Raw genomic sequence first — 18,538 nt, 5'->3', positions numbered from 1 at the left:
TAAACTTATAAAGGATGTGGCAAAATGCTAGACGTGATAATAAAAAATGGAAGAGTTTATGATGGAACAGGAAACCCATGGACGAAAACGGATATTGGAATCAAGGATGGGAAAATTGCTTTTATAGGAAATTTAGGCAGAGAACAAGCTGTACAAACTATCGATGCTAAAGGATTGGCGGTTTCACCAGGATTTATTGATCCTCATGTCCATTCTGATTTACTATGCACCGTTCCTGAAGTTCATAAAATAAAGGCACTTCAAGGTGTGACTACAGAATTATTTGGACAGGATGGTATTTCTGTCGCTCCTGTATCAGAAGAAACAAAGCCGTTATGGCAAAAGCAATTAAGCGGACTAAATGGCGATATAGGGGAATGGCCATGGAATAGCATTGATGAATATTTTTCATTTCTCGAAAAGTCAAAAATGGTAGGCAACGCTGCTTACCTGGTACCTCATGGAGCTGTCCGTTCCTTGGTCATGGGATTTGAGAATAGAACCGCTACTAAACAAGAATTGAAAAAAATGCGTTCGTTAGTCGAGGAAGGAATGCGTATGGGAGCAGTAGGGTTGTCCTCCGGATTGGTATATCCCCCAAATATTTTCTCGAATAAGGAAGAATTAATTGAAATATGTAAGGGTACCGCCAAATATGACGGCTGTTTCGTTGTCCATATTCGCAATGAAAGCATTCATTCTTTGTCAGCTTTGGATGAAGTCATAGATGTCTCCAGACAATCCGATGTAAGACTTCATATTTCCCATTTTAAGATAATAGGCCAGGGAAATCGGGATAAATTTAAGAAAGCACTAGACAAGATGGACGCCGCAAGACAGGAAGGAATTGAAATTACCTTTGATCAATATCCATATTCAGCTGCTTCAACCGTTTTTCATGCCATTCTTCCACCTTGGATGCACTCAGGAGGAACGGAAGAGACGCTGATTCGATTGGGTATTCCTGAAGTCCGAAAAAGAATATCCAATGAATTTAAAACTAACACAGAGTACGAAAACTGGGTTTTAAATTGTGGTTGGAAAAATATCATTATTACATCCGTTCAAACGGCTTCGAATAAATGCTTTGAAGGTAAGAATATGATTGAAATTGCAGAAATCAGGCAGCAGTCCCCTGAAGATGCCGCATTTGATATTCTGATTGAGGAAAAAGGAAATGTAGCCATGGTTATTCATTGGGGCTTTGCGGATGATGTTCTGTTGGGTATGTGTCATCCACTGCAAATGGTAGGATCAGATGGAATTTTTGGTGGCAAGCCGCATCCTCGATTATATGGGACATTTCCGAGAGTATTAGGCAAGTACGTAAGAGAAGATGGAGCTTTGACGTTTGAACAAGCAATTCGTCGAATGACAGGTGCACCTGCGCAGCTCATGAGATTGAAGGATAGGGGATTAATAAAAATGGGATATCAGGCAGATATTGTTATATTTGATCCCGAAAAAATTAAAGATCGGGCTACATTTGATGATCCGCTATTAGAGCCTGAAGGCATACTTATGGTTTATATAAACGGAAAATTAACCGTTCATCATGGGAGATACACAGGTGCACGAGATGGGCATGTAATTAGAGCAGTCCGACATTCAAAAATAGATTTAGTTGGAAAAATGTAATTTTTTATAAATACTTCACTATTAATTAGTCTGTTGAAAAATGAAAGATTAAAAGAAAAGGGAGGAATAAGATGAATCGTTACATTGGAAGGTCCCAAAACAAGCACTTTATACTATTTTTGCTGTTCGTTGGTTATCTGGTTGATTATTTGGATCGGATGGTCATGAGTGTAGCTGTTGTATCTATTAAAGAAGAATTTAATTTGGATGCTGCTGCAGTAGGGGCAATCTTGAGTAGCTTCTTCTTATCCTATGCAATCATGCAAATACCAGGAGGATGGCTGACAGATAAACTGGGTTCAAGAAAAGTGTTAATATGGTCCATCATTGTGTGGTCGGTTTTTACCGTATTTACTGGTTTTGCCTGGTCTCTAATCTCGTTACTTGTCATACGATTTCTCTTCGGGCTTGGTCAAGGAGGATATCCTTCCGCTTCGCAAAAAGGTATTGCGGATTATTATCCCCGGGATGAAAGGCCAAAGGCTTCTGCTTACTTAATGTCATCCAATTACTTTGGGATGGCGCTTGCTCCGTTAGTAGCTGCACCGATGATTTTATTTATGGGCTGGAGAAACATGTTTTATGTAATCGGATTGCTAGGAATTTTGTTAACAATTGCTTTCTGGGTGTATTTTAAACCAAAAGAAAGTACTGCCTCTAACAAAACATTAAAAGAGAATAGTGTTCCTTTGAAGGAATTGTTGGCGAATTCTGGATTGTGGAAAATAACTGTCATGTGGTTTGCTGCCGGAATAGTCAACTGGGGACTTTCCTCCTGGATTCCATCCTATCTAATGGAAGCTAGGGGAATGGATCTTTTGTCCATGGGTTTTTATGCAGCACTCCCGGGTCTCTCTACAGGAGTTGCTATGCTTTTTAGTGGATGGCTGCTTGACCGCTTTTTTAATAATTTGGAAAAGTATTATGCGGCATTTGGCATGCTGATGTCTGGAATATTCCTATACTTGATGTTTACCTCGACCTCCATTGTGGCAGCAATGGTATATTTGAATCTTTGTATGATCTTTAAGAGCTTTGCCTTTACAGTTGCTTTTGCTTTGCCGCATAAAATCATGTCCAAAAAGGTTATCGGTTCTGCAATGGGTGTAATTAATATGGGGGCACAGGCGGCTGGTTTTATATCACCACTCGTCATGGGCTTTATCATCAGCCTTACAGGTTCTTTTAACGGAGCGTTTTGGTTCTTAATTGTATGTTCTGGAATTTCAATAATCGCAGCACTTTCTATTAAAAAGAATAATCAAATAGCGCAATCAAATGATGTTGACTTATTAGCATAGGAACGATAAGCAAAGACTTTCTCTTAAATAAATCTCTTGAGGTTTTAACTAAAACTAAAAGTATATAGTGAAAATAAAAAAAACTCGAATCAGGCCTATAGAAACCAATTCGGGTTTTTTTATCTTTAATTTTAGGCAGCCATTTGTAGAGTCCACAATTGAAAGAATCAAACATGCAAGAAAAATAGTGAACAGTATATTACTTATCGAGCAGATCTACGACGTGGACAGATCCATTGTTTTTTGCTCAATAAGTTTTGTTGAAGAAATGTTAAAAGTCGACTCCTTAAAGGAAATCGGCTTTTTCTAAGTCATATTTTGTTTAACAGACAATAGTAGATGTACCAAATGTTATTTTGGGTATACCCTTTTAAAACAGATTAGAGCACAGGAAATGCATGTGCGAAATTATTCGATAAGGGTTGTTCAAGATAGAAGTTATTTACCCGGTCGTAAAAGTACACTTTTAAATCAGTACAGACCATCTTAAAAAATGGGTTGTACTGGATTTATGTCAATGTTTTTCATCCTAAAACTCTTATCATAACTAAATATTCTAAGAGTTGACTTAATACATAACCTTGATAATAACGTTAAGATTAAGTTCTATTTGATTGTATAAGTTCTCTTTAATAGATGGAATAGTACACAAAGAATGTTCTGTGAAAAAATGTATAATTCCCCTGTTGTATATTGTCTCAAATACAATTTAAAAAAATATAATGTCTTTACACCTATAAAAAAGTAAAATCTTTCGAAGTTTATTAAGTATGGAAATCTGAAAATAGTATATGCAATAATGTTTTTAATTTGGTTTATATAAAATACAAAAATAAATGTATTATGACTATCAATAACGGTCTTTGTAAATATTCTGAAATAATTTGATATAGGAAAAGAAAGAAGTGATTCATTTATTGATAGAATTCAGTGTTTGTTTACCCTCGATACTGATGTGAAATGAGAGAAAGTAACAAAATGTTTGGATGAAAAATCAGAAGACCTTTTACTAGAGTTGCTAAAAACGATTGAAAACATTATGTTTATAAATCTGAATAACGACAAAGGTAAGGATATATTTAAGGCTGCTTTTATACGTTATGTACGTTTGATTAAAATGTTATTACTTATATTTTTAACTTTTGGATAGGGTTTAACTCCATTTTCCTGAACGATTATATTATTCTTTTATATTGATTTTATTTAAGGGCGGTTACATAGCATGGGGAGAATGGATAAGAGACAACAACGAAAATTTGCATTAAGAAAGATATGGAATCAGAGGTATTCCAAAAAGCTTCTATTAAAGATAATGGCCATAGTTACAACATTTACTATATGCGTTTTACTTATTCTTAATATGTTTATTTGGACCACTGATGTAAGTAAATTAGAGAATCCTGTACCACAACCGACAATTATCTACGACCAAGCGGGAAGCGTTGCAAGTAAGATTTCGACTTCAAATATTGAGGGAGTTAGTATTAAACAAATTCCTAGCGATTTGATAAATGCAGTCATTTCAACTGAGGATCAGCGTTTTTACGATCACCATGGTATTAATTACGTAGGTATTGCTAGAGCTATGGTTAAGAATCTATTTAGTGGGGGAATTGTAGCGGGGGGAAGTACAATAACACAACAGTTAGCTAAAAATGTATTTCTTACCCAGGAACGTACATATACAAGAAAGTTCAAAGAGCTCATTTTTACTAAAAAAATTGAACGGACATACTCTAAAGATAAGATTATGGAACGATATTTAAATCAAATCTATTTTGGGGAAGGTGCTTGGGGAATTCAGCGGGCTGCTCAAGTATACTTTGGAAAAGACGTAAACAAATTAACATTAAGTGAGTCCGCAATGCTAGCAGGACTTATTAAGGCACCTTCTATCCTGTCGCCATTTAAAAATTACGACAAGGCAATTCAGCGTAGAAATATTGTATTGTCACTTATGAAGAATGAAGGCTATATTAGCGAAAGTGATTTAGAGAAAGCCATGCAACAATTGATAGTGTTAGAAGGAAAGAAAACAGAAGACTATAAAGGGAAATATCCTCATTATGTAGATAACATTATTGATGAGGCAATTAATAAGTATCATCTCACACAAAACGAAGTGCTTTCAGGTGGTCTCCGGATTTATACAGAATTAAATCCTAGGATGCAGAATGCTGTTGAAGAGGTATATAAAAGTGAAAATATGTTTCCAAAAAGTCAGCCAGATCGATTGATTCAAAGTGGGGCAATCTTAATTAACCCTTCGACAGGAGGAATCAATGCTCTTATTGGAGGAAGAGGAGAGCACAGCTTCCGCCAGTATAATCGTGCAACACAATTAAAAAGACAACCAGGGTCAATAATGAAACCATTGTCAGTATACACCCCTGCGTTGGAACAAGGCTATGACATCTTTGATATGTTACAAGATAGCCCCCTTAATATTGATGGATATCAACCTCAGAATTATGACAAACAATTTCGCGGTAGCGTTTCTATGTATGATGCTGTAGTTCATTCCTATAATGTACCAGCTGTCTGGTTGTTGCAAAAGATAGGACTAGAGTACGGGGGCAAGGCAGTGGAACGTTTTGGAGTCACATTGGAACAAAAAGACTATATTCCCGGTCTAGCTTTAGGGGGTATGAACAAAGGAACTTCTCCATTGCAAATGGCACAAGCCTTTTCCGCTTTCCCTAACGATGGAATTATGGTAGAAGCACATGCTATTCAACGCATCGAGAACGCCAGTGGCGAAACACTCGGAAAGTGGAATAAAAAAGAAAGTCGAGTAACAGAACCATCTGTTGCCCAAAAAATCACTTTTATGCTGAAAGGTGTTGTAAACGAAGGAACAGGGGTAAAGGCTCAGATTGAAGGTAGAGAAATTGCCGGTAAAACAGGAACTACACAACTGCCATTTTCTACGCAAAATGGAGCGAAGGATCATTGGTTTGTAGGGTATACTCCGCAAGTTGTAGGAGCCATTTGGTTAGGATACGACAAAACAGATCAAACCCATTATCTCTCATCGTCCAGTAGTGGAACTGCTACTGTTATTTTTAAAGAGATTTTATTGAAATCTGGCAATGAGGTCCCTACTAAAGGGTTTGACCTATCATTACTTGGAGGCAACTATATAAAACAATTAGAAAAGAAAGTAAAGGCTAAAGAAGAAAAGAGAAAACAAGATAATGAAAACCAAAGTGGAATCAAAGCACCAAAAATTGAAGAGAACAAAAGCCATGAAAATAAAAAACATTTAAAAGAAATAAAAAACAAAAATAAAGAAAACAAAGATAAGAAAAAAAATAAGGGAAAAGATGATAAAAAAAACAAAGATAAGAAAAAAAATAAGGGAAAAGATGATAAAAAAAACAAAGTTAAGAAAGAAAAAAAGGAGAATCATGGATAAGGAAGGGGGAGTAATTATAATGACTGTTTTGTTCGGTACGGTAGAATACTTTGAACAAGAAATGCTAAGACACTTAGAAATTAGTCGAATGGGAAAATGGACTAAAGAAGATGAAATCTCATTAATATATTCAAGATTAGAAAATGAAATTTTATACGACTTTGTATGTGACGAAAAAGTTCGAATAGAATGTTTGAAAAATCTTGCCTATGCAGATAAAAGGTTAAGGATAAAAGACTATCAACCTATAAATGTCAATGAAAAATATAGTGTAGTGTAACCATTTGGATGAGTAACACTAGCTATAGCTATTGAACCTTACATGCGGTTTGCTTTTTGTAATAAATGTAATAGATACCGTTAGCTCATAAAATTTGGAAAATGTACTTTTACCTCATTCGAAAAAGTACACTTTTATGAACAAAAAAAGCCCTTAGTAGATGAAAAAAGGGCTTTTTTGTATTTTTAATTGATGGAAACCATTGGATACCTCATATAACCCAACAATAGAATGTAGAAAAAACATGAAGGACGAGAGTCAGGGAGATGAAGTGTTGGGAGCCCTGAACGTTTCGCCCTTCAAAGTTAATGTTCTCCATTTCGTAAAAGATATACAATGATGGTTAAAATGACTGAATTGTAGGAGCAATGATCTGGGATAAAAAATGTAGCACGGTTTCTTGGATGTACTTTAAATAACCAGAAATTTGTTGTAATAATTATAAGCTAGAAGAGCGAAAAAACTGAGCATTATGGAATAACGAAACCACCATGAAGCATATAAGGTCTTTACAAGGAATAAAATGAATGAAATATATGAAGGAAAGCGGGGCAGTGCATTTGAAAATCCATGTGGTGAATAAGGGGGATTCCTTGTGGAAGATTTCCCAGCAATATGGTGTCAGCACCAACCGAATAGTTAGGATCAATGGCCTTGAAAATCCCGAAAAGTTAGTGATTGGCCTAGCACTTTTGATTCCTGAACCTTATCTTCAGTACAGAGTTCAACCAGGGGATACTCTCGAAAAAATCGTGACTCAGTTTGGAACAACCTTACAGGAAATCATGCAAACGAATCGCATCACAAATCCTTCTAATATCTATCCAGGACAAAGACTTACCATTCCGGTCATTTTTCATACAGTAAGGGAACGAGATACCCTTTATGACATAGCAAGACGTTATGGAACAACAGTTCAATCCATTATGCAGACTAATCGAATTACAGACCCTTTTAGTATTTATCCCGGACAGATATTAAAGATTCCCCAGAAACCGAAACCCACGATTGATGTGAATGGTTTTACAAACGTTTATGGGCAAAGTGGTGCGGTGCAGGTACGTGAAGTAGCCTACGATTTGACATACGTAAGTCCGTTTGGTTATAGAATGAGGCAAGATGGGAGTTTAGAAGTCATTGATGACAACCCGACCATACAAGCGGCGCAGTCAACTGGAGTTGTACCCATGATGTGCATAACGAATTTTTCCGCGACTGAAGCGGGAACAAAGCTTGCACATACGATACTTTCTGATTTAAGTTTAGTGGAAAAATTATTGACCAATGTTATAAATACGATGAAAAATAAAGGTTACCGTGGATTGAATATCGACTTTGAAAGTGTAGCATCAGAGGACCGTGATGTCTACAATCGGTTCCTCCAAAGAGCAGTGGATCGATTGCGTCCTGAAGGCTACTTTGTGTCCTCCTCCCTTGCCCCAAAAACTAGTGCCAATCAAAAGGGATTATTAGTTGAAGCACATGATTATCCAGTTCACGGACGGCTGCTCGATTTCGTTGTGCTGATGACATATGAATGGGGTTACCGAAAGGGACCGCCACAGGCTATCTCTCCCATTAATCAAATCAAGCGGGTTCTAGACTATGCAGTTACAGTGATTCCAACAAACAAAATCTTTATAGGCTTTCAAATTTATGCACGTGACTGGCTTGTTCCTCATATAGAGGGTCAAGAAGCAGAGACTTTCGACATGCAGGAAGCCATCAGGCGTGCCACCCAATATAATGTAGAAATAAAATATGACGAGACAGCCCAATCACCTTATTATAGATACAAAGACAGTCAGGGACGCACACATGAAGTTTGGTTTGAGGACGCACGCAGTGCTAAAGCCAAATTCGACCTGGTGAAGAGTTACAGGGCAAGGGGTCTCAGTTATTGGGTACTTGGTTATCCTTTCCCTCAGAATTGGGAATTACTTGGAGATACATTTATTGTACGAAAATTGTAAGGTGTTTTTTAATAGCATTGAAATTGCCCGCCCTAGAAGTTCATCATTGCTTTTTGCCTGACATGGGGTCAACAAAGTGAGCGTTTTTGGCAGAATAAGAATCAAACAATCATTATATCCTCATTTATAATCACAACTATTAAATCTTAATGCCCTTTTTGTAAAATGTGGATGAGAAGAAGCAAAAGTTACTTCATATGTCCATGCATTGCAGAAAGTTGCTGCCATGCCCAATTTTCAGGGTATACACAGACAGCTTATTTAAGGGGCGAATCTTTGGGAAATTAACGACTGCGATGGAATGATTTTTGCTGAACAAAGGTTAATTTTTAACATGTAAAGAAGTTTGAGAACAAAAATTTATCCTCTATTATGTTTTTATTGTTAGCAAAATGCTCGGAACTTATTAATACCCATTAAACAATTTGCTGGGAATCAGCTACAATATGAAGAATGCTTTAAACAAGCCGTATAAGAAATTACTGAAGCGCAAACATAGTAAGGTGAATATCAATGTCTCTTTAGGCTATTTCTACAAATTTAAATAAACGTCAAACTGAAAAACGCTGACTATGGTCAGCGTTTTTACATTTTTGAAAACAAACGGTATTAATACTTATTGCTGTTTACTTATTTAAATTATTATTCATCTTTATTATCTGGGTCAGTTGCATCTTTAGGGTCTTCAATCGGATCTTCTGTATTAGTGCCCCCATCATTATCATCGATATTATCTGGGTCAGTTGCATCTTTAGGGTCTTCAATCGGATCTTCTGTATTAGTGCCCCCGTCATTATCATCGATATTATCTGGGTCAGTTGCATCCTTAGGATCTTCAACTGGTTCTTCTTTATTAGGAGGAGCTGGATTATTATCCTTATTTGTAGTATTACAACCCATTAACATCATGGCAGAAAGAAAAACAACTGATAATAGTCTTAACCACTTTTGATTCATTTTTATCGTCCTCTCTATTGGCTTTTTACTTTCAATATTACCTTCTCCTTTCCACTTTTTTTTATACAAAAAATGTACTGTATCAACTTCATCTTCAATCACAGATAAGCTCACGATGTTGTTGTAAAGCAGCGAAATAAAATGGATGTAGAGTCACAGCAGATTTTTGCACTCAATATTTTTTCCAATTTAATCTAAACACCTGTTAACCGTTCTCTCAAATCAGGAGGGTTTAAATCAACAACGGTGTTAATCGAATTAATTTAGAACTACAACGTCAAACACAAACACAGTTAGTGTCATAATCATTTTTGAAAATGGACTCTGAAATTCTAAAGTTTTATGTCGCGTCCCTATGAATTGATTCAATAGTTAAAATAACGAATAATTAAGATTGTTTTGTATAAAAAATAAAAAAGGAGGAAGAGTTATGCGGTTACGTGAAGACTTTTAAAAGTTTTTAGGAGTAAATCTCGCTATGCATAAAACAATAGGGTTAAGTTTAGATCCGTGCTTATCACATCATAAGGTAGTAAGGTATATGGGGATAAAGTGTTAGTACCTATTAGTTTTAAAGAAAATTTGGAATTTATAGCAATGAAAATAGGAACCATTTGGATATAAAACGTTTCCTATTTAAATATTACCTTGTTTTAAAACATTACTTCGTAATAATGAGTTTTGGTTATAAAATATGGAGATAAATTGAAGGTATTATAAAGCTCTGTTTTCACCCTTCTAAAAGAGTAATAAAGGATGCCTGCGTTACAAATTGGTTTCATTTGTATTAATATGCCTTCTATTCGATTGCCCTCTTGGCTTGTTAAATTTCCCTCCATGTTTTAGATGATTTCTCCTTCCTTGAAAAATACCTATCTTCACAATGCAGCCCCAGCTACTTCTCGTTTTAGTATCAAATATTCTTTCCCATATTAATAACTAAAGGGTAGTCCATAGGAAAATTTTATGTTAATTAAATTAGTTAATAAAATATTTAAAATATTTTGACTAATGTAATTTTCTGGTTTATAATTACGGTATTCCATGGTCAGACCAACTTAGCAGTGTAAATTATGGATTAATGTAAACGGTTTCATTTTGAATTTTCACCTTGAGAGGAGTTGATATATTAAAGATATGATAACTTTAACAATGAAGAGGGTGGAAACGATTGGATGTATTATCAAAGGAGAACCAAAGTACCAATTTTGATGTAAAGAGTTCTTTTAGTTTAATTGATTGTGATGTTCACCCATTTTTGTCTTCACTTGATGAATTAGTTCTATATCTCGATGAAGCATATCAGAAACAACTTAATATTGGTAAATTTAAGAATGATATGTTAAAAAATCAAAATAATGGTGGGTTTGAATTTCCAAAGGGCAGGTATGGAAATCCGGGACATGTACTTCGGACTGATGCGATACCTCCTTGTGGAGGTATACCTGGGTCGGACCCTAAATTTTTAACAGAGGATTTATTTGATCGTTATAACACGACACACGGTATTCTAAATATTGGTCATGGAACTATGGGAGCTTATCATAATGTTAACCTTGCAGCAGAATACACAAGAGCAACGAATGACTGGCTTTACGATCGTTGGATAAAAAGTGACAAAAGATTCAAAATGACTATGGAAGTAATCCCTTTAGACCCACAACAAAGTGTTAAAGAAATAGAAAGAATTGGTCGTAAACCTGGAATAGTCGGAATTAACTTGCGCGTAGTTAACATCCCGTTTGGTAAGCGTCATTTTTGGCCCATTTATGAAATTGCTGAGGAGTACGGACTTCCTATTGTAGTTCATCCTGATGCAGAGAATACGGCAGAATACTCTCCTGATCAGGCGATTGGTCCTGCATCAACATACATCGAATGGCATTCTACTTTGCCAATCATTGCAATGAGGCAGATCCCGAGCTTAGTTTTTGAAGGAGTTTTCGAGAAGTTTCCAAAATTGAAGTTTGCTTTTATTGAATACGGTGTTAGCTGGTTACCTCATTTAATGTGGAGGTTAGATAAAAACTGGAAGGGGCTAAGGCAGGAAGTTCCTTGGTTGAAAATACCTCCAAGTGAATACATCAGAAGAAATATTCGTTTAGGCACACAACCAATTGAGGAACCATTTAAGCCAAATCATCTTCTAGAAATGATTCAAATGGTAAATGCAGAGGACATGCTATTATTTTGCAGTGATTATCCTCATTGGGATGGAGACAATCTCAAAAGAGTTTTTCTTCGGTTCCCAGATGATTTAAAACGCAAAATATACTATGAAAATGCTTTGGAAACATTTAGGTTTTAATTTTTTTTAAGGGAGGTAAATTATTCTTGGAAGTAGAAAATACACAAAGTCAAAATCGTGTTGTTTTATTTCCTTCTGATCAACTAAAACCTGGAGAAAGAAAACTAATTAAAGTAGACCAGTTAGAAATAGCAATCATAAATGTAGATGAAAAAATATACGCTTTTCGAAATGAATGCCCACACCAAGGGATATCCATGGTTTACGGACCAGTAACGGGTACAATGGTGACCTCTAATCCTCAGGAATATAAATATGGGTTAGAAAATGAAATAATTAAATGTCCATTACATGGATGGGAATTTGATTTGAAAACGGGAAAGTCCTTTTTTTCACCTAATCAGGTTTCCCTTCTAACCTACGATGTAAAAAAAGAAGAAAAGGATATTGTACTATATCTAAAAAGAAAGCCTGAAAACATAGTACTTAAAGACTGTCATTTCACTCATATCTGTTAATAAAAGTTTCTCAAATTAGTAGAGAAGTTGGTAAGGGGGTGATAAAGGTGTTAATAGTATATCCAGATGCAGATCCGCAATTTAAAAAATTACTAACGGATGAACTTCTCGATCCATTACAACAGTTTGCCGAAATTCGTGTTTATGAAGGAAGACCAGAAACTCAAGAAGAGTTTGTTAACAGGGTAAAGGATGCCGATGGGATACTTCTGGGATGGTTAATACCGAATGAGGTTATTGCTAAATGCCCTAAATTGAAAATCATTTCATTTACCGGGATTGGTGCATCTAATTTCATTGATTTGAAATTTGCAGCGTCTCGAGGTATTACAGTTACAAATACCCCTGGATATGCAGATAATTCAGTTGCAGAACATGCATTAGGATTAATGTTTTCGCTAGCAAAAAATATTAACCAGAACCACAAAAATGTAACAAGTGGGATTTGGGATCAGTCCAAGATGATCATGGAGATAAAGGGAAAAACAATCGGTTTGATTGGATTGGGTGGAATAGGGCAGAGAATGGCTGAACTATGTAAGGTACTTGGCATGAATGTCATTTGTTGGACTTTTAACCCAAATAAAGAAAGAGCCCTAAAATTAGGTGTAACATTTACTAGCTTAGAAAAGCTTCTAGAACAATCAGATTTTGTTTCACTTCATCTGCCGTTAACTGAACAAACGAGGAAACTATTAGGCGAAAGGGAACTTTCACTGATGAAACGAGAGTCATATCTAATTAACACATCAAGAGCAGAATTAATCGATACAATTTCATTAGTTAAATTTCTTTCTTCATCACGAATTGCAGGCGCTGGTATTGATGTTTTTGATGAAGAGCCTATTTTGAAAAATAACCCGCTGCTATCAATATCAAATGTAGTTCTTAGTCCGCATATTGCATTCAATACACCCGAGGCTTCAAAAGAAATTTTTATTATAGCAATAAATAATCTAGTTCAATTTTTTAAGGGAATCAATCAAAATGTTGTTATTTAATTTATTAAGAGAGGGGAATTAAGATGAAAATTATAGTTATTGGTGGAGCGGGAATCCAAGCATTAGGGACAATTTATGATTTGTTAGAAAATGATGAAGTTACAGAGGTTATGGTTGCTGACATTTTAATAGAAAAAGCAGAAGAAAGAGCTAAGCAAATCGGAGATCCACGATTAACAGCCAAGCAGATTAATGTTCTTAAAGAAGAAGAAACTGCCAATGTCATTAAAGACTTTGATGTTATTATCAATAGCGGTCCAGCTTTTCTATGTCCAAATGTAACCAGGGCAGCATTAAAGGCGGGAGTCAATTATGTAGACCTTGGTGCTTGGCCAAAAGAAACTGCAGAACAACTAGAATTGACAGAAGAATTTGAGGCAAACGGGATCACAGCCGTCCTTGGAATGGGAAGTGGTCCTGGAATTTCAAATATGATGGCATTAGCAGGGGTAGAACAGTTAGATACAGTATCTGATATTGATATTACAATTGCCATGAAGGATTTTACAGAATATTCTTCTCCGTTAGTTACACCATATATGCTAGATACTATTATCGACGAATATACTTTGAATCCAGTGATTGTAAAAGATGGTGAAATAACGAAAATTGATCCACTTATTTCTAGACCTGTTGAATTTAAGGAACCGATTGGCCTTGCAAATCCTGTATATACAATTCATCCTGAGCCCGTTACACTCTATGATTCATTTAAAGACCAGGGTTGTAAAAATACTACCTTCAGCATTGCTCTTCCAAAGGAGTTCCATGAGAAAGTGGAGTTTTTAGTTCAGCTTGGATTTGGTAGTAAGGAACCTATTAATATGGGTGGGGTTGAGGTATCTCCAAGGCAAGCGTTACTAACTGTTGCTAATCAACTTATACAACCAAAAGTGGATAAAGATCAGTATAGTGTAACTCGTGTTGACGTAACAGGTGAAAAAAATGGTCGGAAAGAGAAAGTTGTAGTTGAGGTTTATGTTGGGAGTGAAAAGAAATGGAATATTCCTGCTGGAGCATTGAAAACATCTGTACCTCCATCCATTGTGGCTCAAATGCTTGCAAAGGGCCAAGTTAAACGAAAAGGTGTATATCCTCCGGAAAAATGTATTGAAACCGCTGCATTCTTTAAAGAATTAGCGTTAAGAGGTATGGAAGTATACTCGAATAAGGTTGAACATACTTTGTAAAAATAAAATATTTAATACAACGTGGTTCTATTACGTTTTACGACATTAGTAAAAATGATTTACCGGCAGACAACGTATTTAATTTGATGTCCTGAAAATCGCTTGCTTCGGTTCAATATCATTAGTAATAATTATTTGTGGGGGCTCAGTTTAGTATTTTACCATTAATTCGTGATATTTTATGGATTTTCGTTAAAAATGCGATTTTGTTTGTCAATTTAATAACGAAAATCCTTAATCCAGTAAAGCATTACTTTTCCTTCTTAGTTCTTCATAATGTATTTCTTAATCATACAAGCTATTGAGAGTATTATAATTTTCGGACTATTTGCAAAATTCATTTTACCCACCTTTCATCCAGACAGATTTTTGAAAAATGGGAACAAAAAAGAAATGAAGCGCAAATTATTATGAAGAAAAAAAGAAACCTTTTAATCAAAGGGGGAAATAGTAATGTCAACCAAAGCGCGTAATATTGTTGATGATTCACCATTAACGAAATTTCACATGAAATTAACAATATTTACAGCAGGTGGTCCTTTTCTTGATGGTTATATACTTAGCATCGTTGCAATGGCTTTAATCCCATTAAATCAATCATTTGAAATCAACGGTTTATGGAACGGGCTACTGGGTTCTTCTGCTTTAATTGGAATATTTATTGGTGGAATAATATTCGGTTATCTAACGGATAGGGTTGGCCGAGAAAGTATGTATCGTTTGGATCTAATAGCATTTCTTGTTCTATCCATACTTCAAATATTTGCAACAAATGTCGAACAGCTATTTATTATCCGAGTGTTGTTAGGTATAGCCATAGGGGCTGATTATCCAATTGCCACATCGTTGTTAACTGAATTTGCACCTAAAAAATATCGAGGAAAAATGATCGGATTCCTTACTATATCTTGGTATTTGGGTGCAACTGTCGCTTACTTTGCAGGCTACTTTTTATTAAACTTAGGACCAGATGCTTGGAAATGGATGTTAGGATCAAGTGCTATACCTACAATAATTGTTATATTAATGCGTTTAAATACTCCTGAATCACCAAGATGGCTTTTAAGCAAAGGACAGAAAGAAAAGGCATTACGAATCATGAAAAATATCTATGGGGAGTCCACGACACTAGAAGATATTCCTTCAGGACCAGTTCAAAAACCAAGTCTTATGAAACTCTTTTCGCCCGCCTATCGAAAACGTACGATTTTTGTCATGTTATTCTGGAATTTTCAATTAATCCCGATGTTTGCGATTTATACATTTGCACCAACTTTGTTAGAAACCTTTAATTTAAATAAAGGGGATTTGTCCCATATTGGATCGGCATTAATTTCATTCATGTTTTTAATTGGATGTACGGTCTCTATGTTCTTTATTGATCGCATTGGACGGAGATCTCTCTGTATCGGGGGATTCTTTTTTACCACAATCGCCCTGCTAGGTCTGGGGTTAGCACCTGAAGCAAGCAGTTGGATCATCGTTAGTTTGTTCTTTATGTATGCATTTTTCGCAGGAGCTCCTGCTATTCTTGAATGGGCTTATCCAAATGAACTATTCCCGACAGAAATTAGAGGGACTGCAGTTGGATTTGCTACAACAGTAACTAGAATCGGTGCCTCAGTTGGAACATTCGGTTTACCAATTGCTTTAGCAACATTTGGAGTTGGACCCACGATGCTAATAGCAGCAGGATTGAACGTTATCGGATTACTAGTATCCGTCTTTATGGCACCTGAAACAAAGAACCTTAGCTTAGAAGAAGCGAGCCAAGATAAAGCGAGCAAAATGGATGAAAAAGAGGATGTATCAAACTATTAAAAGAAAACGTAACTTAAAAAAAATTTTTGAAAGTAAAAAATGAAAAATGAAGTTACATTGGCAGACTATAAAAGAAGTCTGCTTTCTCTTTTTTTTATAAAGATAGATAACACTTTATCATTATGCAAAAAAATTAGGAGTCTTCTTAACATAGTAGCCATACAAAGCTATTTTATAAGTTTAGTATGACTTCTTTTTATATAAAAAATTTGATTGGGAAAGATACTCCCTAAAAGAAGGGTAATCCTGGTTGTAAAGGACTAACTAAAGCAGCATTCGTTACCGTGGTATGCTCAAGTTCTGTTAAAAGGGGTACGTTATAACCCTCCCACTTAGGCTTTTTGGTAAACGCAATTATTATTAATAAAACCAATGTTAATAACCAACGTGCGAAAGTGGTCCAGATTGGTGACATCTACGAAAAGATATAGGTTCCAGAAATAAAATTACCTGACCGAAAATAGTTGGCCAGTATTAGGTAGATTCATACTCTAATATTCCTCACAAGTATCACATCCTAACATAAAGAGAAGTTATCTCAATAGTTTTGGGGTTGGTCATCTCAATAATAGGAGTATTAGTTATATTGATACAGGGAAACTTGTCTGGGTTTTTTATACTAAATATAATAAAGGTGCCCTACTAATGGTAATAGCCGTTATTCTATGGACATTTTTGCCCCTTCGCGTTTGTTGGAGGGCTAGAAATTTCTAAGGCAGAATGTATCAGTTCGGGAAATCGGACTAAAAGAGTCAGTAGTTTCTTTTGAATTTAATTCCCCCCTTTCTGCAATTTCCTGCTTTTTTATTGGAAGGGGAAATAACGAATGAGCAAATCTTTGGAGGCTTATTTGTGCTTTTGGTGTTTTTTTAACTGCAGGAGTACTTGATCAGAGGATTAAAATGATCAAGGAAAACAGGCAAAGATAATATAAAAGTTATTTCATAAAAAAATCTAGAAATAGTTTGAATAATATAAAATACTTTGAAATACCACTAGAAGTCCCGTATAATAATTGGGAATAACTACCTGGTCTGACCAAAAGTTGAATTAGCTTATGAGCTAAAAACTATAGAAATATATTTTATTAAGAGAGTAAAAGGGGGTACTGAAAATTAAACTAAGTAAAGAGTCTTCAGTAAAGTCGTACGTAAAAATAATGGAGGAAATTAGACACTTAATTCTTGAAGGTGGGTTATCACCAGGAGATAGATTGCTATCTGAACGCGAATTGTCTACACAGTTAAAGGTTAGCCGGACAGTAATAAGAGAAGCTTTAAAGTCATTAGAAATGCTTGGAATGGTTGAAGTGAAGGCTGGTGGTACCTTTATTAAGGAACCTGAGTTGAAAGGAATATATCATACCCTATCCTATACAATGGCTTTGGATAGTGTCACTATATTTGATTTGTTAGAAACTAGGAAAATCATTGAGGTTCAAGCAATAAAATTAGCATCAATCCGGAGAACAAGTAATGACCTGGCGATCATATCTGTAATATTAGAAGAAATGAAACAGGCATTCATTGAAAATGATTTTCAGAAGAGTGTAGCTGCAGATCATAAATTTCATTCTTATATAGTAAAATCCAGTCAAAATAAGGTTCTCTCAATAATGATGGAAGCGGCATCCGATTTATTTATAGAGGTCTTATCTATCACAAGAGAAAAATTAGGGCAATACAGTGGAATGGATAAGGCAATTTATGCCCAACATTTTTCAATCTTTAAAGCAATTAAAGATCAAGATGTTGAATATGCAGAGAAAATCATGACAGAACACTTAGATTCATTAGAAAATGAATTGAAAATGATTTTCCAAGGTATCGAACCAGAACTTCCAAGAATAGATGAAGATGATTTAGATGATCTTTAAATCTTTAAAAATAATTCTAATTGTGTGCTTTTCATAGTAAATATGCATTTTTACTGCTACTACCTTTCTAACTCCAGTGCTGCCAAACGTCGGAGAGCTGTATTATCATAAATTAGCTATTAGTGTGGGCTCTTATAAAAGCAATATGAGGGAATTTCCAGAAGCTCTTTTCGCAAAGCAGAACACTATTATATTGATTCTGAGCAAGGGAAGGAATTTAGTGGTGATATAATAGATCATCATTGGGTAAGCGAGGAAGGGGAAATTTTACTTTCAGATATTCCTAGCGGAAAGAAGAAATAAAGGGTGATAATTCT

12 protein-coding genes are annotated in these 18,538 nt (G+C 35.4%); 11 read left to right on the top strand and 1 reads right to left on the bottom strand.

Annotation, left to right across the window (positions count from 1 at the left end):
* The first annotated feature begins 24 nt into the window (after nt 1–24).
* The 5 genes from JFV29_RS02380 (at nt 25) to JFV29_RS02360 (ending at nt 8,610) form a co-directional block, all read left to right on the top strand.
* Nucleotides 25–1,638: an N-acyl-D-amino-acid deacylase family protein gene (locus tag JFV29_RS02380; protein WP_201181017.1), complete on the top strand. Its 1,614-nt coding sequence runs from the start codon at nt 25–27 to the stop codon at nt 1,636–1,638.
* A gap of 71 nt (nt 1,639–1,709) precedes the next feature.
* Nucleotides 1,710–2,939 (top strand): MFS transporter, encoded by a 1,230-nt coding sequence (locus tag JFV29_RS02375; RefSeq protein ID WP_201181016.1) that lies wholly within the window; start codon nt 1,710–1,712, stop codon nt 2,937–2,939.
* A gap of 1,312 nt (nt 2,940–4,251) precedes the next feature.
* The gene (locus JFV29_RS02370) at nt 4,252–6,357 is read left to right on the top strand and encodes a transglycosylase domain-containing protein (RefSeq protein WP_242486777.1); all 2,106 of its coding nucleotides are present in this window, start codon (nt 4,252–4,254) and stop codon (nt 6,355–6,357) included.
* Between the two features lie 19 nt (nt 6,358–6,376).
* Entirely contained in the window at nt 6,377–6,637 is a 261-nt protein-coding gene (locus JFV29_RS02365) for a hypothetical protein (protein ID WP_201181012.1), read from the top strand.
* A 560-nt stretch (nt 6,638–7,197) separates the two neighbouring features.
* A complete protein-coding gene (locus JFV29_RS02360) occupies nt 7,198–8,610 on the top strand; it encodes a LysM peptidoglycan-binding domain-containing protein (protein ID WP_201183317.1) in 1,413 nt (470 codons plus the stop codon).
* Between the two features lie 642 nt (nt 8,611–9,252).
* On the opposite strand, the gene JFV29_RS02355 is transcribed toward JFV29_RS02360, so the two are convergent.
* Entirely contained in the window at nt 9,253–9,669 is a 417-nt protein-coding gene (locus tag JFV29_RS02355) for a hypothetical protein (protein ID WP_242485283.1), read from the bottom strand.
* Between the two features lie 1,069 nt (nt 9,670–10,738).
* Between JFV29_RS02355 and JFV29_RS02350 the strand changes: the two genes are divergently transcribed.
* From JFV29_RS02350 to JFV29_RS02325, 6 genes are all read left to right on the top strand, one after another.
* Nucleotides 10,739–11,875 carry an amidohydrolase family protein gene (locus tag JFV29_RS02350; RefSeq protein WP_201181010.1) on the top strand — a complete coding sequence of 379 codons (1,137 nt, stop codon included), beginning with the start codon at nt 10,739–10,741 and terminating at the stop codon, nt 11,873–11,875.
* 26 nt (nt 11,876–11,901) lie between these two features.
* The gene (locus JFV29_RS02345) at nt 11,902–12,333 is read left to right on the top strand and encodes a Rieske (2Fe-2S) protein (protein WP_201181008.1); all 432 of its coding nucleotides are present in this window, start codon (nt 11,902–11,904) and stop codon (nt 12,331–12,333) included.
* A 47-nt stretch (nt 12,334–12,380) separates the two neighbouring features.
* Complete coding sequence (locus tag JFV29_RS02340; RefSeq protein ID WP_201181006.1) at nt 12,381–13,334, top strand: NAD(P)-dependent oxidoreductase; 954 nt, start codon at nt 12,381–12,383, stop codon at nt 13,332–13,334.
* Nucleotides 13,335–13,357: 23 nt separating this feature from the next.
* Nucleotides 13,358–14,524: a saccharopine dehydrogenase family protein gene (locus JFV29_RS02335; RefSeq protein ID WP_201181005.1), complete on the top strand. Its 1,167-nt coding sequence runs from the start codon at nt 13,358–13,360 to the stop codon at nt 14,522–14,524.
* Nucleotides 14,525–14,977: 453 nt separating this feature from the next.
* Nucleotides 14,978–16,345: an MFS transporter gene (locus JFV29_RS02330; RefSeq protein ID WP_201181004.1), complete on the top strand. Its 1,368-nt coding sequence runs from the start codon at nt 14,978–14,980 to the stop codon at nt 16,343–16,345.
* A 1,159-nt stretch (nt 16,346–17,504) separates the two neighbouring features.
* Nucleotides 17,505–18,221 carry a FadR/GntR family transcriptional regulator gene (locus tag JFV29_RS02325; protein WP_201181003.1) on the top strand — a complete coding sequence of 239 codons (717 nt, stop codon included), beginning with the start codon at nt 17,505–17,507 and terminating at the stop codon, nt 18,219–18,221.
* The last annotated feature ends 317 nt before the right edge of the window (nt 18,222–18,538 follow it).

This window comes from Peribacillus sp. TH16 (genome assembly GCF_016651095.1).
In the GTDB taxonomy this organism is placed as follows: Bacteria; Bacillota; Bacilli; order Bacillales; family DSM-1321; genus Peribacillus; species Peribacillus butanolivorans.
The sequence above is the reverse complement of the archived record's forward strand: the minus strand, read 5'-3'. Positions and strand labels throughout refer to the sequence as shown.